The sequence below is a fragment of the Pseudomonas sp. P2S-1 genome (genome assembly GCF_057197725.1).
Genome location: NZ_CM170068.1, coordinates 795,939 through 820,353, shown reverse-complemented (window position 1 = coordinate 820,353; position 24,415 = coordinate 795,939). Strand labels below are relative to the sequence as shown.

General features: G+C 64.7%; 20 protein-coding genes and 1 pseudogene. 14 read left to right on the top strand and 7 right to left on the bottom strand.

Translation table 11 applies throughout. From position 1 onward, the window contains the following. Positions 1 to 328: 328 nt before the first annotated feature. The 4 genes from AC2CQI_RS03835 (at position 329) to AC2CQI_RS03820 (ending at position 3,824) form a co-directional block, all read left to right on the top strand. On the top strand, positions 329 to 928 hold the full coding sequence (locus AC2CQI_RS03835; protein WP_484579229.1) for a DsbA family protein: 600 nt from the start codon (positions 329 to 331) through the stop codon (positions 926 to 928). A 4-nt stretch (positions 929 to 932) separates the two neighbouring features. Further along, entirely contained in the window at positions 933 to 1,637 is a 705-nt protein-coding gene (locus AC2CQI_RS03830) for an SDR family NAD(P)-dependent oxidoreductase (RefSeq protein ID WP_484579228.1), read from the top strand. A gap of 64 nt (positions 1,638 to 1,701) precedes the next feature. Next, positions 1,702 to 2,256: a TetR/AcrR family transcriptional regulator gene (locus AC2CQI_RS03825; protein WP_484579227.1), complete on the top strand. Its 555-nt coding sequence runs from the start codon at positions 1,702 to 1,704 to the stop codon at positions 2,254 to 2,256. A gap of 44 nt (positions 2,257 to 2,300) precedes the next feature. Further along, complete coding sequence (locus tag AC2CQI_RS03820; protein ID WP_484579226.1) at positions 2,301 to 3,824, top strand: FAD-dependent oxidoreductase; 1,524 nt, start codon at positions 2,301 to 2,303, stop codon at positions 3,822 to 3,824. On the opposite strand, the gene AC2CQI_RS03815 is transcribed toward AC2CQI_RS03820, so the two are convergent. After that, complete coding sequence (locus AC2CQI_RS03815) at positions 3,791 to 4,993, bottom strand: sugar transporter (RefSeq protein ID WP_484579225.1); 1,203 nt, start codon at positions 4,991 to 4,993, stop codon at positions 3,791 to 3,793. The two genes, AC2CQI_RS03820 and AC2CQI_RS03815, sit on opposite strands and share 34 nt — an antisense overlap. Before the next feature lie 362 nt (positions 4,994 to 5,355). On the opposite strand from AC2CQI_RS03815, the gene AC2CQI_RS03810 reads away from it, so the two are divergent. Together AC2CQI_RS03810 and AC2CQI_RS03805 are read left to right on the top strand one after the other, a co-directional pair. Next, entirely contained in the window at positions 5,356 to 6,045 is a 690-nt protein-coding gene (locus AC2CQI_RS03810) for a GNAT family N-acetyltransferase (RefSeq protein ID WP_075801834.1), read from the top strand. Between the two features lie 60 nt (positions 6,046 to 6,105). Next, positions 6,106 to 6,198: pseudogene (locus AC2CQI_RS03805) on the top strand (pyrimidine/purine nucleoside phosphorylase); the annotation flags it as partial. Between the two features lie 177 nt (positions 6,199 to 6,375). Here AC2CQI_RS03805 and AC2CQI_RS03800 read toward each other — a convergent pair. From AC2CQI_RS03800 to AC2CQI_RS03785, 4 genes are all read right to left on the bottom strand, one after another. After that, complete coding sequence (locus AC2CQI_RS03800) at positions 6,376 to 7,350, bottom strand: Bug family tripartite tricarboxylate transporter substrate binding protein (RefSeq protein ID WP_484579224.1); 975 nt, start codon at positions 7,348 to 7,350, stop codon at positions 6,376 to 6,378. A 32-nt stretch (positions 7,351 to 7,382) separates the two neighbouring features. Then, complete coding sequence (locus AC2CQI_RS03795) at positions 7,383 to 8,885, bottom strand: tripartite tricarboxylate transporter permease (RefSeq protein ID WP_484579223.1); 1,503 nt, start codon at positions 8,883 to 8,885, stop codon at positions 7,383 to 7,385. A gap of 9 nt (positions 8,886 to 8,894) precedes the next feature. Continuing rightward, positions 8,895 to 9,356, bottom strand: a complete 462-nt coding sequence (locus AC2CQI_RS03790) for a tripartite tricarboxylate transporter TctB family protein (RefSeq protein ID WP_484579222.1) — start codon at positions 9,354 to 9,356, stop codon at positions 8,895 to 8,897. A gap of 79 nt (positions 9,357 to 9,435) precedes the next feature. After that, on the bottom strand, positions 9,436 to 10,506 hold the full coding sequence (locus AC2CQI_RS03785; RefSeq protein WP_064303471.1) for an LLM class flavin-dependent oxidoreductase: 1,071 nt from the start codon (positions 10,504 to 10,506) through the stop codon (positions 9,436 to 9,438). 242 nt (positions 10,507 to 10,748) lie between these two features. Here AC2CQI_RS03785 and AC2CQI_RS03780 point away from each other — a divergent pair, with 242 nt between their 5' ends. The 7 genes from AC2CQI_RS03780 to AC2CQI_RS03750 all read left to right on the top strand — a co-directional run bounded on the left by AC2CQI_RS03780 (position 10,749) and on the right by AC2CQI_RS03750 (position 20,801). After that, positions 10,749 to 11,357 (top strand): cysteine dioxygenase family protein, encoded by a 609-nt coding sequence (locus AC2CQI_RS03780; protein ID WP_484579221.1) that lies wholly within the window; start codon positions 10,749 to 10,751, stop codon positions 11,355 to 11,357. Continuing rightward, positions 11,354 to 12,937 (top strand): rhodanese-related sulfurtransferase, encoded by a 1,584-nt coding sequence (locus AC2CQI_RS03775; RefSeq protein WP_484579220.1) that lies wholly within the window; start codon positions 11,354 to 11,356, stop codon positions 12,935 to 12,937. Before AC2CQI_RS03780 ends, AC2CQI_RS03775 begins: the two co-directional genes overlap by 4 nt. A gap of 339 nt (positions 12,938 to 13,276) precedes the next feature. Further along, positions 13,277 to 15,685, top strand: coding sequence for a TonB-dependent receptor plug domain-containing protein (locus AC2CQI_RS03770; protein ID WP_484579219.1), 2,409 nt, complete (start codon positions 13,277 to 13,279; stop codon positions 15,683 to 15,685). Between the two features lie 53 nt (positions 15,686 to 15,738). Beyond that, positions 15,739 to 17,361 (top strand): ABC transporter substrate-binding protein, encoded by a 1,623-nt coding sequence (locus tag AC2CQI_RS03765; RefSeq protein WP_484579218.1) that lies wholly within the window; start codon positions 15,739 to 15,741, stop codon positions 17,359 to 17,361. After that, a complete protein-coding gene (locus tag AC2CQI_RS03760; protein WP_075801841.1) occupies positions 17,358 to 18,308 on the top strand; it encodes an ABC transporter permease in 951 nt (316 codons plus the stop codon). The genes AC2CQI_RS03765 and AC2CQI_RS03760 overlap by 4 nt, the downstream gene beginning before the upstream one ends. Position 18,309: 1 nt before the next feature. Beyond that, on the top strand, positions 18,310 to 19,200 hold the full coding sequence (locus AC2CQI_RS03755; protein WP_484579217.1) for an ABC transporter permease: 891 nt from the start codon (positions 18,310 to 18,312) through the stop codon (positions 19,198 to 19,200). After that, positions 19,197 to 20,801, top strand: a complete 1,605-nt coding sequence (locus tag AC2CQI_RS03750; RefSeq protein ID WP_484579216.1) for a dipeptide ABC transporter ATP-binding protein — start codon at positions 19,197 to 19,199, stop codon at positions 20,799 to 20,801. Before AC2CQI_RS03755 ends, AC2CQI_RS03750 begins: the two co-directional genes overlap by 4 nt. Positions 20,802 to 20,893: 92 nt before the next feature. Here the strand turns inward: AC2CQI_RS03750 and AC2CQI_RS03745 are convergent. Both AC2CQI_RS03745 and sodC read right to left on the bottom strand, forming a co-directional pair. Further along, positions 20,894 to 22,257 (bottom strand): IS3 family transposase gene (locus AC2CQI_RS03745; RefSeq protein WP_484579215.1). Its coding sequence is split into 2 segments (ribosomal slippage): positions 20,894 to 21,769 and positions 21,772 to 22,257, totalling 1,362 coding nucleotides; the frame shifts between segments, so codons are not numbered across the junction. Positions 22,258 to 22,416: 159 nt separating this feature from the next. Continuing rightward, positions 22,417 to 22,944 (bottom strand): superoxide dismutase [Cu-Zn] SodC, encoded by a 528-nt coding sequence (gene sodC / locus AC2CQI_RS03740; protein WP_484579214.1) that lies wholly within the window; start codon positions 22,942 to 22,944, stop codon positions 22,417 to 22,419. A gap of 199 nt (positions 22,945 to 23,143) precedes the next feature. Here sodC and AC2CQI_RS03735 point away from each other — a divergent pair, with 199 nt between their 5' ends. Further along, positions 23,144 to 24,403 carry a hypothetical protein gene (locus tag AC2CQI_RS03735; protein WP_484579213.1) on the top strand — a complete coding sequence of 420 codons (1,260 nt, stop codon included), beginning with the start codon at positions 23,144 to 23,146 and terminating at the stop codon, positions 24,401 to 24,403. Positions 24,404 to 24,415 lie beyond the last annotated feature (12 nt).

Genomic DNA, 24,415 nt, shown 5'->3' with positions numbered 1-24,415 from the left:
CCTACCTGAAACCGCGTCGGTCGAAGATCTGCGCATCGACGCGAGATATGTAGATACCCATGCTCATCGCTGGCAAGCCAGCTCCCACAGGGGTCTTTGGTGGCCGCTGGATTGCGGGGTGGCGTGGGCCTTTCGTGGGGGTTTGGTCGGGTTTGCAGTGGTGAATTTGCCACCGTAATCGCGGGTGAATCCGCTCCCACATGGGGGCGATGTGGTCCTGAACTTCTGCACTCGATCATGAGGATGTCATTTGACATCCATCCAGGATGATGAATAACATCCACGCCAGCACCACCCCACCCAGCCACCCACCAAAGGCCCGAGATCCATGAATCTCCAATCCGTCTTCGACTACCGCAGCCCCTACGCCTACCTCGCCAACACCCGCCTGCCCAGCCTCGACCACCCCGTCGACCACCTCCCCATCGACATCCTCACCGTGATGAAGCAGGTCAACAACCAACCCTCCCCCGCCTGCCCACCGAAACTCCGCTACTCCGGCATCGACGCCACCCGCTGGGCCGCGCTGTACCAGGTCCCCTTCGCCCCCAACAGCGCCCTGCTCCAGGCCATGGGCGAAGGCCAGTTCGACGGTGCCCTGCTGGTCCGCCTGGCCATCGCCGCCCAACAAACCGGCGCCTTCGAAACCCTCCACCCCGCCTTGTTCAAAGCCCTCTGGGCCAGCACCACCGACCTCACCACCCCACGCGCCCGCGAAACCTTCCTGCAATCCCTGAACCTCGACCCCACCCTCTGGCACCTCGCCGACACCCCGCAAGTCCACGCCCAACTCGCCGCCAACAACGCCCTCGCCATCGAGCGCGGCGTGTTCGGCGTGCCCACCTTCTTCTGCGACAACGAGATGTTCTTCGGCAACGACCGCCTCGATTTCGTCCGCGCCGCAATCCAGCAAGCCAAAGGAGCCTGAAACCATGACCACTAAAAAACTTGCGATCGTCACCGGCGTCGGCCCAGGCACCGGGGCTTCCATCGTTCGCCGCCTTCTCGACGACGGCTACCGCGTAGCCATGCTCGCCCGCAACGCCGAACGCCTCGCCGCGCTGCAGGAGGAACTGCCCGACACCCACGCCTTCCCGGTGGATGTCAGCGATACCGCGCAACTGGAACAGACCCTTGACCAGATCAAGGCCCAACTGGGCGACGCCGATGTGCTCGTCCACAACGCCGTGGGTGCGACCTTCGGCAATTTCCGCGAGATCGACCCGCAGGCCCTGGAAACCAACTTCCACACCAACGTCATGGCCCTGCTCCATCTGGCCCGCACGCTGTCCCCGGCGATGGTGGGCAAGGGCCAGGGCGCGATCATCGTGACCGGCAATACCTCGGCCCTGCGCGGCAAAGGCCATTTCGCCGCCTTCGCGCCGACCAAGGCGGCCCAGCGCATCCTGAGCGAGTCCATCGCCCGGGATCTGGGGCCGAAAGGCGTGCACGTGGCCTATCTGGTGATCGATGCGGTGATTGATATGCAGTGGACCCGCGAGATGCACCCGACCAAGCCGGACGACTTCTTTATCCAGCCGGACGATATCGCCGCCGAAGTCGGCCATCTGATCCAGCAACCCCGCAGCGCCTGGACCTTCCTGACCGAAGTGCGGCCCTTCGGCGAGACCTGGTAAGCCGCGCCGCCAGCCGGGGGCCGGTGCTATGATCCGCCCCCGGACCACGCAGGAGACCGCCACCATGGGCCATTCCCAAGCCAGCAAGCAGAGCACCCACGAACGCATCGTCGCCATCGCCGCCGAGCGCTTCTGCGAGCTGGGCCTCGACGGCCTGAGCATTGCCAACCTGATGAAGGAAGCCGGCCTGACCCACGGCGGCTTCTACAAGCATTTCGAGTCCCGCGACCAGCTTGTCGCGGAAGCCCTGGACACCGCCTTCAAACGCTCGGAAACCCCGCAACGCAAGGACTTCAACACCTTGGTCGGCGACTACCTGAGCCCCGCACACCGCGATGGCGTCGGTACCGGTTGCGCAGTCGGCGCACTGGTCAGCGATATCGGCCGGGTCGAGGGTGAAGCCCGCGAGCTGTACACCAACAAGCTGCGCGCCAACTTCAAGGGCATCGCTCATTTGCTGGGCGGTGCGGACGGCGAAAAACGCAAACAGGCAATGATCGCCTTTAGCGCCATGGTCGGCGCCCTGGGCCTGGCCCGGGCCTGCGCGGATGAGGAGATGTCGCGGGAGATTCTGGCGACCGTGCAGGAATTCCTCACAGCCAGCTTCGGCGAAGACTGACGCCCACCTCTACACTCTTCTGACAATCACCAGGAGAGCGTGGCATGAATGACACAGAAGTCCTGATCATCGGCGCCGGCCCCACAGGCCTGGTGCTCGCCCTGTGGTTGAGCAAGCTGGGCGTCAAGGTGCGTATCGTCGACAAGGCGAGCGGACCGGGCACCACCTCCCGCGCCCTGGCCGTGCAGGCGCGGACCCTGGAGCTGTATCGCCAGCTCGATCTGGCCGACACCGTGGTCGAGCGCGGCCATCAGGTCCCGGCGGCCAATCTCTGGGTGCGCGGCCAGCCGGCGGCCAAGCTCTCCCTGCAGAATATCGGCGCCGGCCTGACGCCCTACCCCTTCCTGGAAATCTACCCGCAGGACGAACACGAAAAGCTGCTGATCGAGCGCCTGCAAGGCTTCGGCATCGAGGTGGAGTGGAATACCGAACTGCTGGAGCTGAGCCAGGACGATCACCAGACCGTGGCCCGCCTGCGTCTGGCCAACGGTGGCGAAGAAGACTGCATAGCCTCGTATCTCGCCGGCTGCGACGGCGCCCGCTCGGTGGTGCGCAAGGCCCTGGGCATCGGCTTTCCCGGCGGGACCTATGGGCAGGTGTTCTATGTCGCGGATGTGCAGGCGTCGGGTCCGGCCATCGATGGCGAATTGCATGTGGACCTGGATGAGGCGGACTTCGTCGCAGTCTTTCCCCTCGCTGGCGAAGGCCGTGTACGACTGATCGGCACGGTGCGCGATGAACGCGCCGAACACCCGGAAAAGCTGACCTTCGCCGACGTCGGCAACCGCGCCATCGAGCAGATGCAGATCCAGGTGGAGACCGTGAACTGGTTTTCCACCTACCGCGTGCATCATCGCGTGGCCCAACAGTTCCGCCGCCATCGCGCCTTCCTCCTCGGCGACGCCGCCCACGTGCACAGCCCGGCCGGCGGCCAGGGCATGAATACCGGGATAGGCGATGCCATCAACCTGGCCTGGAAACTGGCTGCGGTGCTGCATGGCAAGGCCACCGATGAGTTGCTGGTCAGCTATGAAATCGAGCGCAAGGCCTTTGCCGAACGCCTTGTAGCGACCACCGACCAGGTCTTCAACTTCATCAGCGCCAACGGGCGTGTCGCCAATCTGCTGCGCACGCGGCTGGCACCGGTGCTGCTGTCGCGGCTGGTGGCGATGGGCAAGGTGCGTTCGTTCATGTTCCGCACGGTGTCGCAGATCGGCCTCAACTACCGGCTGATGCCGCTGAGTTTCGGCACGGCCGGGCATGTGCATGGTGGCGACCGGCTGCCCTGGGCGCATGATGAAACGGCAGACAATTTCGCCGAACTGGCGCGGCCCTGCTGGCAGGTGCATGTCTACGGGCTTGCCGGCAAGGACCTGACCGGCTGGTGCGCAGCGCGGCAGATTCCGCTGCATGTGTTCGCCTGGAGCCCGGCCCACGAGGCGGCCGGGCTGGCGCGCAATGCCTTCTACCTGATTCGCCCGGACAGCTACGTGGCGCTGGCCGAGGCGTCGTCCTCCACCTCGGCGCTGGAACGTTACTTCACCGAACGCTCGCTGAGACCCTGCTGAATCCCGAAGAACCGCCAGGTGGCGTACAGGCACAGGAGCAGGCCGGCCACGGCGAGGGAACCGCCGACGCCACCGATATACGACAGCCCCACCTGACTCACCACGATGCTGCCCAGCAGCGCCCCGCCGCCGATACCGACGTTGTACAGCCCGGAGAACATGGCCATGGCCACGTCCGTGGCGTCCGACGCCAGTTGCAGGACCTTGGACTGCAAGGCCAGGCTGAAACACATGATCGCCATACCCCACAGCGCACACAGGGCGCAGAGCAACCACGGCACCCCGGCAAACGGCAGGAGCAATGTCAGGGACACGCCCAGCGCGGCGATCGCGGCGATCAGGAAGCCGCGCGGGAAGCGCTCGCTGAAGTGACTGAACAGGAACGAGCCGAAGATCCCCGCGCCACCGAACACCAGCAGCAACACCGTGGTCATTTCACTGCTCAGCGCCGCGACTTCCCGGGCGAACGGCTCGATATAGCTGTAGCCGGTGAATTGCGCGGTGATCACCAGCACCACCAGGGCATACACCGACATCAGCGCCGGGCGCTTGAGCAGGATCGGCAGGCTGCGCAGCGAGCCGGAGTTTTGACTTGGCAGCAGCGGCAGCGAACGCAGCAGCCAGAGCAGGGTCGCCACCGAGACCACGGCGATCCCGAGGAAAGTGGTACGCCAGCCCAGGGCTTCACCCACGACCCGGCCCAGCGGGATGCCGAGGACCATCGCCAGGGTGGTGCCGGTCGCCAGCAAGCCGAGGGCCTTGGCCTGCTTGCCCGGCGGTGCCACGCGCACCGCCAGCGAGGCGGTGATCGACCAGAACACCGCGTGGGCCAGGGCGATCCCTACCCGGCTGACCAGGAGCATGCCGAAGCTGGTGGCCATGCTCGACATCACGTGGCTGACGCTGAACAGCACGAACAACAGGCCCAGCAGGCGCCGGCGCTCGATATTACGGGTCAGCAGCATCATCGGCAGCGAGGTCAGCGACACCACCCAGGCGTACACCGTGAGCATCAGCCCGACCTGGGACGCCGGCATCTCGAAACTGCGCCCGATATCGCTGAGCAACGCCACCGGCACGAACTCGGTGGTGTTGAAGATAAAGGCACCCAGGGCCAGGGCGAAGACACTGAGCCAGCTGCCGCTACGGGCGTCGACGGGGCTATTCATGCGAGGGATACAGCTCCTGAACAGTACAAATCGCACGCGTGACAAAGGCATCCGTGACCCTGGGGGGTCGGATGTGCCATGCGGTCTTTGTAGGAATAATTGCGCCGGAGTCTACGACAGCCCCTGCCCCGCCGCAAACGCTTGGCGCGTGGTTTGGGAATCGGGCGCCAGATTAACGTCAGGAGCCTGGCTGCTCCGCGAAATCTTTCAATCGCGGCTGCGAAGCCCGTGATAGAGCGAGAGCGTTGAATTTCACACATTTTGATACAACTGGCCCGCTGGGTTTTTGACGGGATGGCAAATTGCTGCGCTATACATGAAAAAAAGTTCATTTTCTTGACACAGCCTGCTCCGGAGGCTTTATGCGCGCACTCACTGCCCTGACCGTCCAACTCAAGCGCAAGGGACTGCGCCGCACCCTTCTCACCCTGTGGCGCCGCCATGTGTTCTTCCACTGGGAGCTGTTGTGGATGGAGCGTGACCTGACGACGCCGGTCGGCCCGCATAGCCTCAAGGACCACCCGCCGGTGCGCCTGGAGACCATCACCGAAGCCAATGCCGATGCCTTCGCCCGCCATTTCGGCGATCGCGTCGGGACCATGCGCGAACTGGCCCGCGAAGGGCATGTCGGGCACATGTACCTGGATGACGCGGGCGACGCGGTGGCCTTTATCTGGGCCAGTACCCGCGATTATCACGACCGTCATTACTACGGCTGCACCTTCCCGGTGGCGCCGGGGGACTTCTTCGAATTCGGCGGGGAAATGATCCCCGCCTATTTTGGCACCTGGCTCTCGGTGGATGCCCAGGTTAGCCTGTGGCAAGCCATGCAGGCACGTGGCTGCAGCCGGGTGGTGGATGTGGTGGAAACCCACAACGTGCCGGCCCTCAAGCTGCACCTGCGCATGGGTTACCAGGAGCAAGGCCGGGTAATGCACGTGTACGGGCTGTTCGGGCGCTGGAAGCTGTTTCGCCAGAGCCGCTACAGCGGCTCGCGGCTGGTGCCGCTGTGCACGACAAGGGCGCAGCCGGTGAAGGTGGAGATGGCCTGACAGATGATTTCAGGTGATCCCTGTGGGAGCTGAGCTCACTTCAGGAATTGTGCAACCCGCTCCGCCGGCAGCCAGTTCAGTGTTCCGGCCAATGCCAAGTTCCAATTGAAGGTAGCGGTGGATACCGCTTACCTGTGCGGGTACCGCGACTGATCAGCGGCTTGCACAAATCACTGTGGGAGCTGGCTTGCCAGCGATAGGGCCGGCAAGGGCAGTGATGTTGCCTGATCTGGCCTCATCGCTGGCAAGCCAGCTCCCACAGGGCCTGCAGTGTTCTTTGGATCAGCGACCCAACGCCTCGCGCAGCCTGCAAGGGCATTTACCGCCCCATCATTCCAGGGTGATTTTCCCCGCCTCGATCACCTCGCCCCAGCGCTTGCCATCCTCGGCGATCAATTCGGCGAATCCGGCAGGCGTGCCCTGTTCGACGCTGATGCCGTTCTGGGCGAAGCGCTCGGCGGTTTGTGGTGACCTGGCGATGACGCCAATGGCCCCGCTCAACTTTTCCACCAGTTCCGGCGCCGCGCCCTTGGGCAATACGATGCCGAACCAGCCCGAGGCGACGAACCCCGGCAACCCGGCTTCGGTGGCGCTGGGCACGCCGGGCAGCAGCGGCGAGCGCTCGGCGCTGCTGAGCACCAGGCCCTTGAGCTTGCCGGCCTGGATCTGCGGGGCGAGGACGGTGAGGGTATCCACCGCCACGTCCACTTCGCCACCGAGCAGGCCGGTCACTGCCGGAGCGCTGCCCTTGTAGGGCACATGCAGCAGGTCGGTGCCGGACAGGTGCTTGAGCAGCTCGCCGGAGAGATGGCAAAGCGTGCCATTGCCGCACGACGAGTAGCTCAACGCCCCCGGCCTGGCCTTGGCCTCGGCGATCAGCGCCGGCAGCGAGTCGATCTTGCTCGACGCCTGCACCGCCACCACGTTCGGCACCGAGGCCACCACCGCCACCGGCGCGAAGTCCTTGACCGGGTCGTAGCGCAGGTCCTTTTGCAGGTTCGGCAGGATGGCCAGTTGTCCGGCCGTGGCCAGGGACAGGGTGTAGCCATCGGGCCTGGCCTTGGCCACCGCTTCGGCGGCGATCGCCGTGCCGGCGCCGGGCTTGTTGTCCACCACCACCGGCTGGCCCAGCGAGGCGGAAAGCTGCTCGGCGTAATAACGGCCGATGGTGTCTGCCGCTCCACCGGGCGGGAATGGCACCACCAGGGTCAGCGGTCGACTCGGGTAATTGTCGGCCTGGGCCAGGCCGGTAATGCCCAGGGCCAGAGCGGCCAGGACGAAGGTGACGGAACGGGCAAGTTTCATGGGGCAATTCCTGGACGAGTGGGAGAAGAAAGTCAGTCTTCGCTGAAGGCCACCTGGCGGGTGGCGCGCAAGCGTGGCGAGCACATCAACAGCACCACCAATGCAGTGACGATCAGCAGGGTCAGGCTCAAGGGCCGGGTGAAGAACACCGTGGGATCGCCACGGGACAGCAGCATCGCCCGGCGCAGGTTCTCTTCCATCAGCGGGCCGAGCAGGTAGCCCAGCAGCAGCGGTGCCGGCTCGCAGCGCAGCTTGATGAACAGGTAGCCGAGCAAGCCGAAGGCCACGGTCAGCAGCACATCGAACAGGCTGTTGTTGACGCTGTACACGCCAATGCAGCAGAACAGCAGGATCGACGGGTACAGCAGGCGGTACGGCACCGCCAGCAGGCGCACCCAGATGCCCACCAGCGGCAGGTTGAGCACCAGCAGCAGCAGGTTGCCCAGCCACATGCTGACGATCAGGCCCCAGAACAGCTCGGGGCGCTCGTCGATCACCTGGGGGCCGGGGACGATACCGTGGATCATCATGGCCCCGGCCATCAGCGCCATCACCGCGTTGGACGGCAGGCCCAGCACCAGCATGGGGATGAAGGACGTCTGCGCCCCGGCATTGTTGGCCGACTCGGGCCCGGCAACCCCTTCGATGGCGCCCTGGCCGAAGCGCTCCGGCTCCCTGGCCAGGCGCTTTTCGATCATGTACGAGGCGAAGGAGCCGAGCATCGCCCCGCCGCCGGGCAAGACGCCCAGCAGCGAACCGAGCCCGGTGCCCCGCAGGATCGGTTTCCAACTGCGTCGATAGTCATCCCGCGACGGCATCAGGCTGCCGACCCGGGCCACCTGGGTCTTGCCGCCGTGATCGCGCTCGAGGTTGGCGATGATCTCGGCGATACCGAAGATGCCCATGGAGATCACCACGAAGCTGATGCCGTCGCTCAACTCGGGAATGCCGAAGGTGAAGCGCTCGACACCGGAGTTCACATCGGTGCCGACCAGCCCGAGCAGCAGCCCGAGCAAGGTCATGGCGATGGCCTTGAGCACGTCGCCCTGGGCCAGGACGATGGCCGCCACCAAGCCCAGCAGCATTAGCGAAAAATATTCCGCAGGGCCGAATTTCAAGGCGGCTTCCGCCAATGGCGTGGCGGCGGCGGCCAGCAGCAGGATCGCCAGGCTGCCGGCAACGAACGAACCGATCGCCGCGATGGCCAGCGCCGCTCCCGCCCTGCCCTTGCGCGCCATGGCATGGCCGTCGAGGCAGGTCACCACCGAGGAGGACTCGCCGGGCAGGTTGACCAGGATCGCCGTGGTCGAGCCTCCGTACTGGGCGCCGTAGTAGATGCCGGAGAGCATGATCAGCGCCGCCGACGGGGTCAGGCCGTAGGTGATCGGCAGCAGCATGGCGATGGTCGCCACCGGCCCCAGCCCCGGCAGGACGCCGACCAGGGTGCCGAGGGTGACGCCGACGAAGCAGTACAGCAGGTTGTTCAGGGTAAAGGCCGCTTGCAGGCCGATCGCCAGGTGATCGAGCAGTTCCATGGCGCGCCCTCAGACCGGCCAGGCCGGCAGGTTGAGGCCCAGGCCCCAGGCAAACACCGCCACGCTGAACAGCCCCAGCACACAACCGAGCACGGTCAGTTCGCCAAGGTGGGCGCGGCGCCGGGCCAGGCCGCTGAGCAGGGTCATGAGCAAGGTTGACAGGGCCAGGCCCAGGCTTGGCAGCGACAGGGCGAAGGCCACCACGCTGCCGCCTATGGACAGCCCGGGCCGGGCCTGGAACAGCTCGCCCAGCGCCACCCTTTCCCGCGACAGCGCCAGGCCGCGTACCAGCAGGACCACGCCTAGGACACACAGCGCCAGGCTGACCAACCAGGGGAAGTAACCGGCGCCCATGCGCATGGCAGTACCGCTGGCGTAGTCGCGGCCGATCAACAGGCCGGCCAGGCCGAAGCCGAGAAACAGCAGGCCGGCCAGCAATTCGCGGGCATCGGGAATCAGTCGGGTACGCACGGGGCTCTCCAGGTGCCAGTGTCCGGCACTGTGGTTGACGATCCGCGCGTGCGGTCTCGTGGGGGCTGAATGGAATGGATCAGGCCAGTCGGGCAGCGACCTTGGCCCGGGTCAGCGGCAGCAGTTCGCGGCCATAGTCCTCAGCATCGACCACCGGGTCGAAGCCACGGATAAGGAAGGTTTTCACGCCCAGGTCGTAGTAGGCCAGCAAGGCATCGGCCACCTGCTCGGGGGTGCCCACCAGCGCGGTGGAGTTGTGCCCGCCGCCGACCAGCCCGGCGATTCCGGTCCATAGCCGTTCATCGACCCGCTCGCCCTTGGCCACGGTGTCGAGCAGGCGCTGGGCGCCGACGCTCTGCGGCTTGTTGGCGATCACTGGGCCAGAGCGCTCGATACGCTGGCGCGCCGTGCCAAGAATGCTTTCGGCCTTGGCCCAGGCGGCCTCCTCGGTGGCGGCGATGATCGGCCGGAACGACACGCTGAACTCGATCTCGCGACCATGGCGAGCCGCCTCGGCACGCACTGCGGCGATGGTCTCGCGGGTCTGCTCCAGCGACTCGCCCCACAGGGCGAAGACATCGGCATGCTTGCCGGCGACCTGCAGCGCGGCCGCCGAGGAGCCGCCGAAATACACCGGCAAGTGGGGTTTCTGCAGGGGCTTGATCGCCGAGAAGGCCTTTTCTGCCTGGTAGTAGGTACCCGCGTGGTCGAATGGACGTTCCTCGGTCCATACCTTGCGCACCACCTCGAGGAACTCGTCGGTGCGGGCGTAGCGCTGGTCGTGCTCGAGGTAGTCGCCGTCCTTGCGCTGCTCGACGTCGTTGCCGCCGCTGATCACATGCAGGGCCAGGCGCCCGTCGAGCAGGTGCTCAAGGGTCGCCAGCTTGCGTGCGGCCAGGGTCGGGGCGACGAAACCCGGGCGGTGGGCAAGCAGGAAATGGATCCTGGACGTCGCCAGCCCGGCCAGGGCGGTGACCAGGAAACCGTCCGGCTGATCAGACCAATAGCCCACCAGGACACGGTCGAAACCCGCCTCTTCATGTACCTGGGCGAAACGGGTGATGTACGCCTTGTCGAAGATCGGGCCGCTGGCGTCGATGGTTTCCGATGACAGCCGATGGCCGATCATGCCGATGAATTGCACGCTCATGCTGGATCTCCCTGAAGGCGGACGGTTATAGGAACGGGGATGTTCAAAACGATCGCTTATAAGCTAACGGTCGCACCGTCCGCTGTGAAATTCTTTTCCGGCATAAGCTAATTCAAAAAATAAAGAATAATCTTTTATCTTTAAAATTCTTTTTTCGCATATTAGCTTATGCGGAATTCGAATTTTGAGAATGATCCTGCCGTTGCTAGGGTTCCTTGAAACCGCAGCCTGAGCCTTGAAAAATGACCCATCCCCTACGTCTCGACCGCCTGCGCCGGTTCATCGGCGACCTGGCCGAACTGCTGGAGCAGGAACACGAAGAAGCCGCCATCCTCGATCGCGGGCAGAACCTGTTGCAGCAATTGGTAGCCCATGATGACTGGCTGCCACCGGAGCTGGCCCAACCCAGCCCCGAGCGCTACCAGCAATTCCTCCTCCACGCCGACTCGCGCCAGCGCTTCTCGGTGGTGAGCTTCGTCTGGGGTCCCGGCCAGCGCACGCCGATCCACGACCATCGGGTCTGGGGCCTGATCGGCATGCTGCGTGGCGCCGAGTATTCCCAGGGCTTCGCCCGCACCGACAGCGGTGCGCTGATCCCGGCTGGCGATGCCGTGCGCCTGTCACCCGGCCAGGTCGAGGCGGTGTCGCCGCGCATCGGCGATATCCATGAAGTGCGCAATGCCCACGACGACCAGGTGTCCATCAGCATCCACGTCTACGGCGCCAATATCGGTGCAGTGAAGCGCGCCGTGTACCTCGCCGACGGTAGCGAGAAACCCTTTATCTCCGGCTATTCCAACACCCGCTTGCCCAATATCTGGGACCTGTCCAAAGAGAACCCCGCCCCATGAGCACCGCGACTACCCGCTCCTATGCCGAGCTGCGCCAGCACCTGCTGGCCAAGGATGAACTGGCCCTGATCGATGTGCGCGAGGAAGCGCCCTTCGCCCTGGAGCACCCGCTTTTCGCGGCCAATATCCCGCTGTCGAAACTGGAAATCGAGATCTACGCCCGGGTGCCCCGCCGGGATACCCAGGTGACCGTGTATGACGATGGCGAAGGGCTCGCCAAGCGTGCCGCCGAGCGCCTGCGCGAGCTGGGCTACAGCGATGTGGCCTTGCTCGAAGGTAGCCTGGCCGGCTGGCGTGACGCCGGCGGCGAGCTGTTCCGTGACGTCAATGTACCGAGCAAGGCTTTTGGCGAACTGGTCGAAGCCAAGCGCCACACGCCGTCGCTGGCGGCCGAGGAAGTCCAGCAGCTGCTGGATGACAAGGCCAACGTGGTAGTACTCGACGCCCGCCGCTTCGACGAATACCAGACCATGAGCATCCCCGGCGGCATCAGCGTGCCGGGGGCGGAACTGGTGTTGCGCGTGGCGGAACTGGCGCCGGACCCGCAGACCCGGGTCATCGTCAACTGCGCCGGGCGTACCCGCAGCATCATCGGCACCCAGTCGCTGGTCAATGCCGGGATTCCCAACCCGGTCTCGGCCCTGCGCAACGGCACCATCGGCTGGACCCTGGCCGGACAGCAACTGGCCCATGGGCAGGCGCAGCGCTTTGTCGAAGTCAGCGCTGAAACCCGCGACAACGCCGCACGCCAGGCCCGGGCCGTGGCGGACAAGGCCGGGGTGGCGCGTATTTCCAAAAGTGAACTGGCGACCTGGCAGGCTGAGGCTAACCGCACTACCTATCTGTTCGATGTGCGCACCCCGGAGGAATACGCCAAGGGCCACCTGCCCGGTAGTCGCTCCACCCCGGGCGGCCAACTGGTCCAGGAGACCGATCACAACGCCAGCGTGCGCGGTGCGCGGATCGTGCTGTTGGATGACGAAGGCGTGCGGGCCAATATGAGCGCGTCGTGGCTGGCACAGATGGGCTGGCAGGTGGCGGTGCTCGATGGACTCGATGCCAGCGACTTCAGCGAGACCGGCGACTGGCAGGCACCGCTGCCCGAACTGCCGCAACCACCGTCGATCCAGGGTGAGCAGTTGCAGCAATGGCTGGAAGCCGGCGACACCGTGCTGCTGGATTTCACCACCAGCGCCAACTATGTGCAGCGACATATCCCCGGCGCGCACTGGGCGATCCGTGCGCAACTGGCGCAAGCGCTGGAGAAGCTGCCGGTGGCCGAGCGCTATGTGGTGACGTGTGGCAGCAGCCTGCTGGCGCGTTTTGCGGCAGTGGACCTGCAGACGCTGACGCGCAAGCCGGTGTTTCTGCTGGAAGGCGGCACCGGGCGCTGGATTGCCGAAGGGCGGGCGCTGGAGCACGGCGAGACGAATCTGGCGGTGCCGCGCAGCGACCGTTATCGCCGGCCGTATGAGGGGACGGATAACCCGCGGGAGGCGATGCAGGGGTATCTGGACTGGGAGTTCGGGTTGGTGGAGCAGTTGGGGCGGGATGGGACGCATGGTTTCCATGTGATCTGACACACCACTTTTCCAAACCCCGACAACAATCCCTGTGGGAGCTGGCTTGCCAGCGATGAGGCCATCAAGAACACCGGTGTTCTTCAGGGCCCTATCGCTGGCAAGCCAGCTCCCACAGGGTTTTGTGCAACTGACTAAAAATCATTTTTATGCATATTTATCAAAATTAATAATTCCCAAAAAGAATAATATTGATATTCCAAAAAAGAATTTCCACTCAATTTCTTATAAAAATAAGATCATCCCCAGACGATCTCGTCACCCCTTCACCACACCCCAGGCAATCCACCTGCACCCACACCCCGGGCCAGTGCCAGCTTTGACGGACCAAGCCCGCCCATGCCCCAGCACTTCCCTATCAGCGCCCTGACCGCCGCCCTGCTCTTCGCCGGCCTCGCCCCGAGCACACAGGCTGCGAGCAACGACACCCACCTGGACACCGTGACCGTGATCTCCACCGGCATCCGCGGCCAGGAACGCACGGTGGCCGACAGCCCGGCGCCGATCGATGTGATCAACAGCGAACAACTGCTCAAGACCGGCCGCGCCGAGCTTTCCGAAGCCATCTCGCGCCTGCTGCCGTCGTTCAACTTCGGCACCAATATCGCCGGCTACAACTCGGTCACCCGCCCCCTGAGCAACCGCAGCCTGGGCCCGGCCTACACCCTGGTGCTGGTCAACGGCAAACGCCGGCATAACGGCGCGGTGGGCCAGCGCGGCAATATCGACAACAGCGGCGCCAACGCAGTGGATATCGACCTGATCCCGGTCAGCGCCGTGGACCATATCGAAGTGCTCAAGGACAGCGCCGCCGCCCAGTACGGCTCGGACGCCGTGGCCGGGGTGATCAATATCATCCTCAAGTCCAACGCCTCCGGCGGCCATGTCGAGAGCAGCTACGGCAAGCTCTATTCCGGCCAGGGCGAGACCCTCAAGGTGGCCGGCGACCAAGGCTTCAAGCTGGGTGAAAGCGGCTTCCTGCACCTCTCCGCCGATGCCCGCAAGCGCGGCGATGCGGCGTGGAACGGCAAGGCCGACAGCAGCGTGCGCGCCTTCGCCGACCCGGTGAAGGAAGCCGCCTGGGACCGCGTGGCGATCAAGAACGGCGACCCCGAGATCAATGCCTTCAACGTCGCCTACAACGCCGAGCTGCCGCTGGACGCCCTGACCCTGTATTCCTACGCCACCTACGGCGAACGCGAGGCCGAGGCCTACAACTATTTCCGCCTGCCCACCGGCACCGCCGCCGTACCCGAGCTGTTCCCCGACGGCTACTACCCGCTGAACAACATCAAGGACCGCGACTACCAGTTCCTGTTTGGCGGCAAGGGCGAACGCGCCGACTGGCACTGGGACCTGAGCACCACCTACGGGCGCAACAACATCCACCACTCCAGCGACTTCAATATCAACCCGTCCCTCGGCACCGCGACCCCGACCAGCTTCGACAACCTGGCAACCTTCCGCTTCGAGCAGTGGGTCAACAACTTCGACCTGACCCGGCGCTACGACAGCCTGTTCGGCCTGACCTCGCCGGTACAGGTCTCGGCCGGCCTGGAACATCGCTGGGAGCGCTTCAGCACCTTCGCCGGCGACCCCGAGGCCTATATCACCGGCAGCTACCCCGCCGCCTCCGGCGCCCAGGCCGCCGTAACGCTGCGCCCGGAAGACGAGGTCAGCCTGATCCGCAACAACTACGCGGCCTACCTCGACCTCGGCTTCGACCTCACCGAGCGCTGGTTCCTCGACCTGGCCGGGCGCGTCGAGCACTACGACGACGATTCCGGCAACACCTTCGGCCTCAAGCTCAACTCACGCTACGAACTGACCGACCAGTGGGCCGTGCGTGGCACCGTCGGCACCGGCTTCCGCGCGCCGTCCCTGACCCAGATCGGCTACACCGTGGCCGACAACCGCGTGGCTACCGACGTCAACGGCAACGTGGTCCCGGCCGTGACCCGCCTGACTCCGTCCGACAGCAGCCTGGCCGCGGCCCTCGGTGGCGACAAGCTCAAGCCGGAGAAATCCCGCAACCTCGGTTTCGGCGTGACCTGGCAACCGGCGCCGCGCACCAGCATCACCGCCGACGCCTACCTGATCGATATCGACGACCGCATCACCCTGACCAGCAACATCTACGACCAGGGCAACGGCGTCATCACCAACATCCTGCAAAGCCAGGGCGTCGCTCCGGGCACCTGGGTCAACTACTACACCAACGCCTACGACACCCGCACCAAGGGCCTGGACATCGTCGCCGATCACAGCACCGACTTCGGCGCCTGGGGCGATGTGCGCTGGAGCCTGGCCTTCAACTGGAACAAGACCAGCATCGAGGATGTGCGCGATACCCCGGCGTCCCTGGCCGGCTCCGGCATCACCCTGGTGGGCCGCGACCGCGAAGGCGACCTGACCGTGGCCAGCCCGGAGACCAAGTGGATCCTCGGCGCCAACTGGAAGGTCGACGACCTCGCGGTCAACCTGCAGACCACCCGCTACGGCAGCGTCAAGACCCTCGCGGTCAACCCCAGCGGCGACCGCAGCTTCGGCGCCAAGTGGATCACCGACCTGGACGTGGCCTACACCTTCTTCGACCAGCTGACCGTCAGCGTCGGCGCCACCAACCTGTTCGACGTGCGCCCGGACAAGCACGCGGTGTACAGCCCGCTGGGCCTGGCGCCCTACGGCAACCCGCCGTTCCACCCCGGTGGCGGCTACTGGTACAGCAAGATCGCTTACGATTTCTGACCCATCCGGCCGCGCTGCCAGGATGCAGCGCGGCCTTTCGACGAGGAACGCCCATGAGACTGCAACGAACCTTCGCCAGCGCGGCCATCCTGCTCGCCCTGGGCCTCTCGGGTTGCTCGCCCTCGCAACCGGACGCCCAGGCGGCGAGCACCCTGAAGATCGCCTTCTTCAATGACAACACCCAACTGGTCAGCATCGACCCGTTCCAGGTCTATTGGCTGGAACACCGGGTGGTGCTGCGCAACGTGGTCGAGGCCCTGACCGACCAGGACCCGCAGACCGGGCAGATCATCCCGTGGCTGGCCGAGCGCTGGGAGATCAGCCCGGATGCCCGGGAATACACGTTCTACCTGCGCAAGGACGTGACCTTCAGCAATGGCGAGCCCTTCGACGCGCAGGCGGTGAAGACCGCCTTCGACAGCAACAAGGCCTTCGCCGCCGAGCTGCCCAGCACCTTCGGCGCCACTTATCTGGCCGGCTACGACCACGCCGAGATCCTCGACCCGCACAGCATCAAGCTGGTGCTGAGCAAGCCCAACGCCGGTTTCCTCCAGGCCACCTCCACCACCAACCTGTCGATCCTCGCCCCCGCGTCCTACCGCAAGACGGCCAAGGAGCGCTCCCTCGGCGCGGTGATCGGCAGCGGCCCGTTCAAGATCGAACACTACACCCCGGAAACCGGCCTGCGCCTGGTGCGTCGCGAGGGCTATGCCTGGGCTTCAGCCAACGTGCAGAACAAGGGCGATGCGCACCTGTCGGCCATCGAGGTCAGCTATGTGCCGGAGGAAAGCGTACGCAACGGCCTGTTCCTGCAGGGCAAGGTGGATATCCTCTGGCCGCGGGTGCCGTTCTCCGAGGTCGACCTGCAACTGTTCCAGCGCAATGACGCGACCATCCAGAGCCGCTCCCTGCCCGGCCCTGCGCTGAACCTCTACCCGAACACCCGGGGCAACCGCATCCTCGCCGACCAGAAGGTGCGCCAGGCCCTGCTCAAGGCCATCGACCGCAAGAGCTACGCCAGCACCGTCTACAACGACGCCTTCCCGGTGGTGGACGGCGTCTACGACGTGACCACCCCGTATTTCCGCAGCCAGGGCGACAAGCTCGCCTACGACCCGCAAGGCGCGGCGAAGCTGCTGGACGCCGCCGGCTGGACCCTCGGCCAGGACAGCTACCGCTACAAGGACGGCAAGCGCCTGGCCCTGCAATACAACCTGCCCGGCAAGGAAACCGCAGGCGATGTGCTGATCCAGGACCAACTGCGCAAGGTCGGCATCGAGCTCAAGCTCAAGGTGCAAACCACTGCCGAATGGGCCGCCGCCAACGCCGCCGGCGCCTACGACCTGACCTACAGCTACATGACCCGGGCCGACCCGATCATCCTGCAGACCATCCTCGACCCGCGCAGCGCCAACAGCTCGACCCTGGCCACCAACACCTACGAACCCAACGTGCTGCCCCTGGCGCAGACCCTGTTCGACGCTGGCCTCACCGCTACCGCTTCCGAGCAACGCGCCGATGCCTACGGCCAGTTGCAGGACCTGCTGATCGACCAGGGCTCGGCGATCCCGGTGTACGAGCGGGTCTGGCAGGCCGCAACCTCCAAGCGCGTGCAGAACTTCCGCTGGAGCGCCGAGGGCTTCGCCTTCCTCAATGACATCGAGGTCAAGCCATGAGCCGCTACCTGCTCGGCCGTATCGCCCAGGCCGCGCTGGTGTTGTGGGGCGCGTACAGCATCACCTACTTCATCCTCTACCTGCTGCCGGGGGATCCGCTGAGCATCATGCTCAGTGCCTCAGGCATGGAGATCGATGCGCTGTCGCCGGAGCAACTGGCCAAGGCCAAGGCCTACTACGGGCTGGACCAGGGCTTGCTGGAGCGCTACGTCGACCTGCTGCTCGGCGTCTTGCAGGGTGATCTGGGCCAGTCCCTGACCCTGAATCGCCCGGTCACCGAGATCCTCGCCGAGCGCCTGCCGCAGACCCTGGCCCTGGCGGGGTTCGCTATCGTCCTGTCGCTGATCGGCGGTGTGGGCCTGGCGTACCTGGCTGCCTACGTGCGCTGGCAGCCGCTGAAAACCGCGTTGTCGCGCCTGCCGGCCCTGGGCTTTTCCGTGCCGGTGTTCTGGATGGGCCTGCTGCTGATCCAGATATTCGCCTTCGGCCTGGGCTGGTTCCCGGCCACCGGCAGCGTCGGTTTCGACAGCCTGGTGCTGCCGGCGGTGACCCTGGCGATCCCCAGCGCGGCGGTGTACGCCCAGGTGCTGCAGCGGGGCTTCCAGGATGTCTGGCGCGAGCCCTACATCGTCACCGCCTACGCCAAGGGCCTGAGCCGTGCCCAGGTCCAGGCCCGCCATGGCCTGCGCAACGCCGCCCTGCCGCTGCTGACCCTGATCGGCCTGCAGGTGGGCAATACCGTGTCCGGCGCGGTGCTGGTGGAAACCATCTTCGCCCGCAACGGCGTCGGCCGCCTGGTCCAGGAGGCCGTGCTGCGCCAGGACATCCCGCTGGTGCTGGCGGTGGTCACGGTGTCCGCCGCCGCCTTCGTGCTGGTCAACCTGCTGGTGGACCTGCTCTACCCCATCCTCGATCCGCGCATCACCCATGCGCCCAAGGTGAGCTGAGATGACCGTACTGCAACGTCTGATTCCCGTGACCCGCGATGTGGCCCACTGGCGTCCGCGCCGGCGCCTGCAACGGCTGCTCGACCAGGCCGGGCCGCTGCTGCGCCGGCCGGGGTTCGTGGTGGCGCTGATCCTGGTGCTGTTCACCCTGCTCGCCGCGCTCTGGCCGGCGTTGTTCACCCAGGTCGATCCCTACGCGACACAGCCGTCGGCCAAGCTGTTGCCGCCGAGTGCCGTGCACTGGTTCGGCACCGATGAGCTGGGGCGCGATCTGTATACCCGGGTGCTGTATGGCGCGCGGCTGTCGGTCGAAGCAGCGTTGCTCGCGGTGGGACTGGCGCTGGTCAGCGGCCTGGGCCTGGGCATCGTCTCGGGCTTTATCGGTGGGCGTGTCGACAACCTGATCATGCGTCTGGTGGACGTGCTGCTGGCCCTGCCCGGCCTGCTGCTGGCGCTGGCCATCGTCACCGCCATCGGCTTCGGCACCATTCCGGTGGCGATCGCCGTAGGCGTCGGCATCATCCCCGGCTTTGCCCGCACCACCCGCGCCGAGGTGCTGCGGATCAAGACCCTGCCTTATGTCGAAGCCGCACGCCTGGGCGGTGCGAGCTGGGGCCGGACCCTGCTGCGCCATGTGTTGCCCAACGCCTGGGGCCCTGTGGCGGTGCTGGCGACCCTGGATATCGGCGCGGCGATCCTCGCCACAGCCGGCCTCAGTTTCCTCGGCTTCGGCGCCGCGCCACCGGCGGCCGAGTGGGGCACGCTGATCGCCAACGGCCGCCACTTCCTCATCACCGCGCCCTGGGTCTCGCTGTTGCCGGGGCTGTTCCTGGTGCTGGTGGTGTTCAGCCTCAACCATATCGCCCGAACCTTCGAGGAGATCCAGCGATGAGCCGCCTGATCGATGTGCAGGACCTGCGGGTCAGCTACCACAGTGGCGGCCGCGTCACCGAGGCGGTGCGCGGGGTGAGTTTTCATCTCGATCCGGGGGAAACCCTGGCCATCGTCGGTGAGTCGGGCTCGGGCAAGACCACGATCGCCAGCGCCCTGCTCGGCCTGCTGCCGGCGACGGCGCGGATTGACGGCGGCGTGCTGAAGATCACCGATCACGATATCAGCCACGCCAGCGAGCGCAGCAAACAGCAACTGCGCGGCCGGGTGGTCGGGCTGGTGCCGCAGGACCCGATGGTCAGCCTCAATCCGACCCTGAGCATTGGCAAGCAGATCGGCGAAAGCCTGGTCCTGCGCCATGGCAAGCGCTATCCGGGGCTGGATGCGGATGTGCTGGAACTGCTGGAACAGGTCGGCCTGGATAACCCCGTCCTGCGTGCGGCCCAGTATCCCCATGAACTGTCTGGCGGCATGCGCCAGCGGGTGCTGATCGCCATTGCCCTGGCCGGCGAGCCGCAACTGATCATCGCCGACGAGCCCACCAGTGCCCTGGATGTGACGGTGCAGAAGCGCATCCTCGATCATCTGGAGCAACTGGTTAAGGCGCGGGGGATTGCCCTGGTGATCATCACCCATGACCTGGGCGTGGCGGCGGACCGGGCCGACCGGGTGCTGGTGATGCGCCAGGGCGAGGTGGTGGAAAGCGGTGTGGCGGGTGAAGTGCTTTCAAATCCGGCCCATGGCTATACCCGCGACCTGCTCGCCGCTGCGCCGGCCTTTGGCGAAACGCCGCGGCCGGTGCCGGTATCGATCCTTGGCGCACAGCCACTGCTGGAGTTCGAAGGGGTCGGCAAGCGCTTCCAGTTACCGCGCGGGCAACATTTCCAGGCCTTGCAGGACCTGAGCCTGGCGGTCTATCCGGGGCAGACGCTGGCCATCGTTGGCGAATCCGGTTCGGGCAAGAGCACCAGCCTGCGGATTGCCCTGGGGCTGGAGCAACCGAGCACGGGCCGGGTGCGGTTTGCCGGGCAGGATATCGGCGGGCTGAGCTGGAAGGCGTTCCGGCCACTACGCCAGCGTATGCAACTGGTCCAGCAGAATCCCTTCGCCGCCCTGGATCCGAAGTTCAGCATCTACCAGAGCGTGGTCGAGCCGCTGGTGTCCTTTGGTCTGCTCAAGGGGCGGGAGCTGGAGCAGGCGGCGCGGCGCTTGATGGAGCAGGTGCAGTTGCCGGCCAGTTACCTGGACCGGCTGCCCCGGGAGCTTTCTGGCGGACAGCGGCAGCGGGTCGCGATTGCCCGGGCGCTGGCGTTGCAGCCGGACCTGTTGCTGCTGGACGAGCCGGTGTCGGCGCTGGATGTGTCGGTGCAGGCGCAGATCCTCGACCTGCTGCGGGAGTTGCAGGCGGAACTGGGGGTGGCCTATGTGCTGGTGTCCCATGACCTGGCGGTGGTCGCCAGCCTGGCGCACCAGGTGGTGGTGCTGAAACAGGGACAGGTGGTGGAGCAAGGGGAGGCAGGTCAGGTGCTGGGGCAGCCGCAGGCCAGCTATACCCGGGAGTTGCTGGAGGCGGTGCCTGGGCGGAGGCTGGCAGTGGCCTGATTCTCTGGCGTCCTCCAGGGTCTCATCGCTGGCAAGCCAGCTCCCACAGGGATCTGAGCTGCGCCCCAAATGTTGGACACTTTTGTCTAAGGCTACGCGGCCTGAGTTCTGTAGGCTACAGGACTCAGGCCGTTGAGTTTCATCTTGATACGTTCGTTGTTGTAGTAACGGATGTATTCATCTATCCCGGCGCGTAGCTGGTCGACGCTTTCAACCTTTTCACGGTAAAAGTACTCCGACTTCAGTGTGCCGAAAAAGCTTTCCATCGCCGCGTTGTCCAGGCAGTTGCCCTTGCGCGACATGCTTTGCTCCAAACCTGCTTCTTTCAGGCGCTGGCGGTAATCCGGGTAGCGATAGTGCCATCCCTGATCCGAGTGCAGCATCGGTTTGCTGTCAACTGGCAGCCTCTCTAGCGCCCGTTCAAGCATCGCTCCTACAAGGGCATAGCGCGGCCGAGCATCCATCTGATAGGCCACAATCTCCCCGTTGTACAAGTCCAGAACTGGCGATAGATAAAGCTTCTCTCCAGCCACCTTGAACTCTGTAACGTCTGTCACCCACTTCTGATTCGGCTGATCAGCAGCGAACTTCCGGTTCATGGTATTCGGCGATGCTTCGTCCATCAGCCCTCTATATGACTTGTATTTCTTGGGCCGCACCGTGCACTTGAGGTCCAGCTCGCCCATGAGGCGGCGCACTTTCTTGCCATTGATCACGTGTCCTTCCTGGCGAAGTGCGGCTGTCATGCGACGATAGCCATACCGGCCCTTGTGGTGCTCCTGAATGCCCCGCATCGCCTGTTTCAGTGGGGCGCACTTATCCTCGGCGCCCTCGTCCCCGAAGTAGGTGTAGTAAGTGCTACGAGGCAAGCCCGCCACGACCAGCAGGTATTTCAGCCTGAACTGGCGGCGCAGCGTGGTGATCAGCTGGGCTTTTTCCTCGCTGCCTGGCTCTGCCTGAGCTTCGCCTCCTCTAATTCCTCGAGCTTTTTTAGGTAGGCGTTCTCCGCTTCAAGCATGCGGACTTTTTCGAGTAACTCTTTAGGCGAGAGGTCCTCGTTACGCATGGTCAGGAGTTGAGTTAGCTTGGCAGGTCGCTTGGACATGAGGCGGGAAGATCTCTTTGCAGGAGGCTGGGCTACAAGAGGGTCACTGTAATACTGCCGCAGCCATCTGCCCAGCTGACTCGAGTTGCCCAGGTTGAACAGCGCTGCTGCTGCACGCTGGGACAACCGGTCGTTGATCATGCGGTGCAGCACGGCGGTCTTGAATTCGGCGCTGTGGTGCTGGTGGCGGCGCTCAAGACTCGCCTCTCCATGTTGTTGGTAAGCCATGACCCAGCGACGGAGTAAGGTGGGGTCTATCTGGAACTGGTTCGCCACATGGCGGAAGCCTCGACCCCGTTTGAGAAAGGCTTCGATCGCGGATAATTTGAACTGCTTTGAGTACTTGCTCATGTAAAACACCCCGGAGTTGGATTTTTTGTCCAACATCCGGGGCGCAGCTCAATCTGCAGCGACGCGGACACTGTGGGAGCTGGCTTGCCAGCGATGAGGCCCGCAAAACCAACAAAAAATCCCGGCCAGATGACCGGGATTTTCATGTCCACACAAACCTTATTTGATCACCCCACAAGCAAACCGGGCCGCCCCGCCACCCAACGGTGCCGGATGATCCGAGTGGTTATCGCCACCGGCATGCACCATCAACGCATGCCCTTTCAGCTCGTCCAGCGTCTTGATCTTCGGTGCCAGCAGCGGCTGCGAAGCCTTGCCATCGGCGGTGACGATCAGGGCCGGCAGGTCGCCCAGATGGCCGTCATCCTCCCACGGGAAGTTGTGCTTGCCGGTGTTCTTCGGATCCCAGTGACCACCGGCGCCACCGGCCGGTACCGGCTTGCCATCGGCCTCGGTCGGCGCGCAGCTGGGGTTGGCATGCACGTGGAACCCATGCACGCCCGGCGCCACGCCGGTCAGTTCAGGGGTGAACACCGCGCCGTACCGGCTTTCGGTGATGGTGACGAAGCCGACGCTCTTGCCTTCGCCTTGGGCGGTGGCTTCCTTGAGTTCGACCTTGATCGAGTCGGCGGCCTGCACCGCGGCGCTGGCACACAGGGCAACTGACAGGGCAATCCACTTTTTCATTGGGCGCGTTCCTTATTTCGCAGAAAAAATCGCTTGAGAGCTTAGACAAGAACCGGCGGAAGGTTCGAATGAAAATCACTTCCAGCAATATCAGGCAACAGCTCTGGCACAACAGTTCCGCAGGCAACCTGAAATCACCCTCGTCCCCTTCACCCGATCATGGCAATATGGCATCAATGCATCGCCACCAAGGAACGGTATGAGCTTCTTCAATCGTTTGTTCAGATTTCGCGAAAAAGAAACCCACGCACCTGTCGAAGACTTCCTGACCGAACTGCTGGCCGAGTGGCTGAGGCAGGCAACCAGCGCTGGCAAGATTCGCCACGTACTGACTGACCTGTTCGGACTGCCAGCCGAGCGCCTGCCGCCAGGCGGAAACCTGAGCGACCTGGTCTGGGAAACCCAACATGTCATCGGCCCCGGCCATCGCGGCGAGGGCAAGCGTCCTGACCTTATTGGCCGCGGGCCAGCGTTTTTCCTGATCGTCGAAAACAAGATCGCTGCCGACTTCACCCGGCATGAGGACGACGAAGGCGAGATCGACCAGCTCGGCTTGTACGACTCCTATCGCAACGACCGCAGCGAGCCCTTCGGCGGCATCATCCTGCTGACCCAATCCACCCTGCCGCCCCAAGGCTGGACTGAACGCACACGCTACTGGAGCACGGTGGACAAGTATTTGCGGACGAGATTCGCCGCCGAACACTGCACCGACAGAGACTCCTCCCTGCATTACTTCACCCGGCAACTCACCCTGTTTCTTGGAGAACACGGCATGAACGGCACACGGATCGCCCTCGCGGATATCACCAGTTACCCGGCTTACCTGCGCTTGATGGAAGGCTTGTCCAAGCTCGGGCGGATCGGTGCGAACCGGCTGAGCCTGCAACTGCAGGGCGCCAACCTGCAACATCTGAGGACGCCTCGCGGCGGGAGCAGCGGTGACTTCGTCTGGCCGACCTTCCATGGGGTCAACCTGAGCGAGGGCGGAGCTCGCTGCCATGACGCACAGTTCATATTCTGGAGCGGCGTGGTGGCCGACAGCATCTATGAGCACATCGCACCGGCAACCGAGGGCATTCCTGATCTTTCCGTAGGTATCGGCCTCTGGTTCTGGGAGCCCAGCGGTAAAGGCGAGGCGATCATGAGCCAGATGCTCGAACGCCTGAAGGAAGAGACCGGGACGCCCTGGCAGTTCAGCCGGCACCTGCGTGACAACCGTGGACCGGTGGCCCTGCTGTGGACACGGCGATCATTGATCGACCTGCATGTGCAGGCCGAAGGAGGAGATCTGGATGACTACGCCAAGGACTTTTTCGAGATGCATTGCCGTGCCTTGATCCAGGCGCTGGACGAACGCTGCGAAGATGGCGATAGCCAGGAAAGCCATCTGCTGAAACTCGCCCAAGGCAACATCGCCCAGAAGGCTCCAGTCCTCGAGCCCGGGCAACCAGCCTGACGCCTCGGCTTC

Coding starts and splice junctions, on each gene's coding strand:
- AC2CQI_RS03735 (WP_484579213.1), top strand. CDS start 23,144: ATGAGCTTCTTCAATCGTTTGTTCAGATTTCGCGAAAAAGAAACCCAC.
- AC2CQI_RS03785 (WP_064303471.1), bottom strand. CDS start 10,506: ATGAGCGTGCAATTCATCGGCATGATCGGCCATCGGCTGTCATCGGAA.
- AC2CQI_RS03750 (WP_484579216.1), top strand. CDS start 19,197: ATGAGCCGCCTGATCGATGTGCAGGACCTGCGGGTCAGCTACCACAGT.
- AC2CQI_RS03755 (WP_484579217.1), top strand. CDS start 18,310: ATGACCGTACTGCAACGTCTGATTCCCGTGACCCGCGATGTGGCCCAC.
- sodC (WP_484579214.1), bottom strand. CDS start 22,944: ATGAAAAAGTGGATTGCCCTGTCAGTTGCCCTGTGTGCCAGCGCCGCG.
- AC2CQI_RS03815 (WP_484579225.1), bottom strand. CDS start 4,993: ATGAATAGCCCCGTCGACGCCCGTAGCGGCAGCTGGCTCAGTGTCTTC.
- AC2CQI_RS03830 (WP_484579228.1), top strand. CDS start 933: ATGACCACTAAAAAACTTGCGATCGTCACCGGCGTCGGCCCAGGCACC.
- AC2CQI_RS03825 (WP_484579227.1), top strand. CDS start 1,702: ATGGGCCATTCCCAAGCCAGCAAGCAGAGCACCCACGAACGCATCGTC.
- AC2CQI_RS03760 (WP_075801841.1), top strand. CDS start 17,358: ATGAGCCGCTACCTGCTCGGCCGTATCGCCCAGGCCGCGCTGGTGTTG.
- AC2CQI_RS03800 (WP_484579224.1), bottom strand. CDS start 7,350: ATGAAACTTGCCCGTTCCGTCACCTTCGTCCTGGCCGCTCTGGCCCTG.
- AC2CQI_RS03795 (WP_484579223.1), bottom strand. CDS start 8,885: ATGGAACTGCTCGATCACCTGGCGATCGGCCTGCAAGCGGCCTTTACC.
- AC2CQI_RS03770 (WP_484579219.1), top strand. CDS start 13,277: ATGCCCCAGCACTTCCCTATCAGCGCCCTGACCGCCGCCCTGCTCTTC.
- AC2CQI_RS03775 (WP_484579220.1), top strand. CDS start 11,354: ATGAGCACCGCGACTACCCGCTCCTATGCCGAGCTGCGCCAGCACCTG.
- AC2CQI_RS03765 (WP_484579218.1), top strand. CDS start 15,739: ATGAGACTGCAACGAACCTTCGCCAGCGCGGCCATCCTGCTCGCCCTG.
- AC2CQI_RS03835 (WP_484579229.1), top strand. CDS start 329: ATGAATCTCCAATCCGTCTTCGACTACCGCAGCCCCTACGCCTACCTC.
- AC2CQI_RS03810 (WP_075801834.1), top strand. CDS start 5,356: ATGCGCGCACTCACTGCCCTGACCGTCCAACTCAAGCGCAAGGGACTG.
- AC2CQI_RS03820 (WP_484579226.1), top strand. CDS start 2,301: ATGAATGACACAGAAGTCCTGATCATCGGCGCCGGCCCCACAGGCCTG.
- AC2CQI_RS03780 (WP_484579221.1), top strand. CDS start 10,749: ATGACCCATCCCCTACGTCTCGACCGCCTGCGCCGGTTCATCGGCGAC.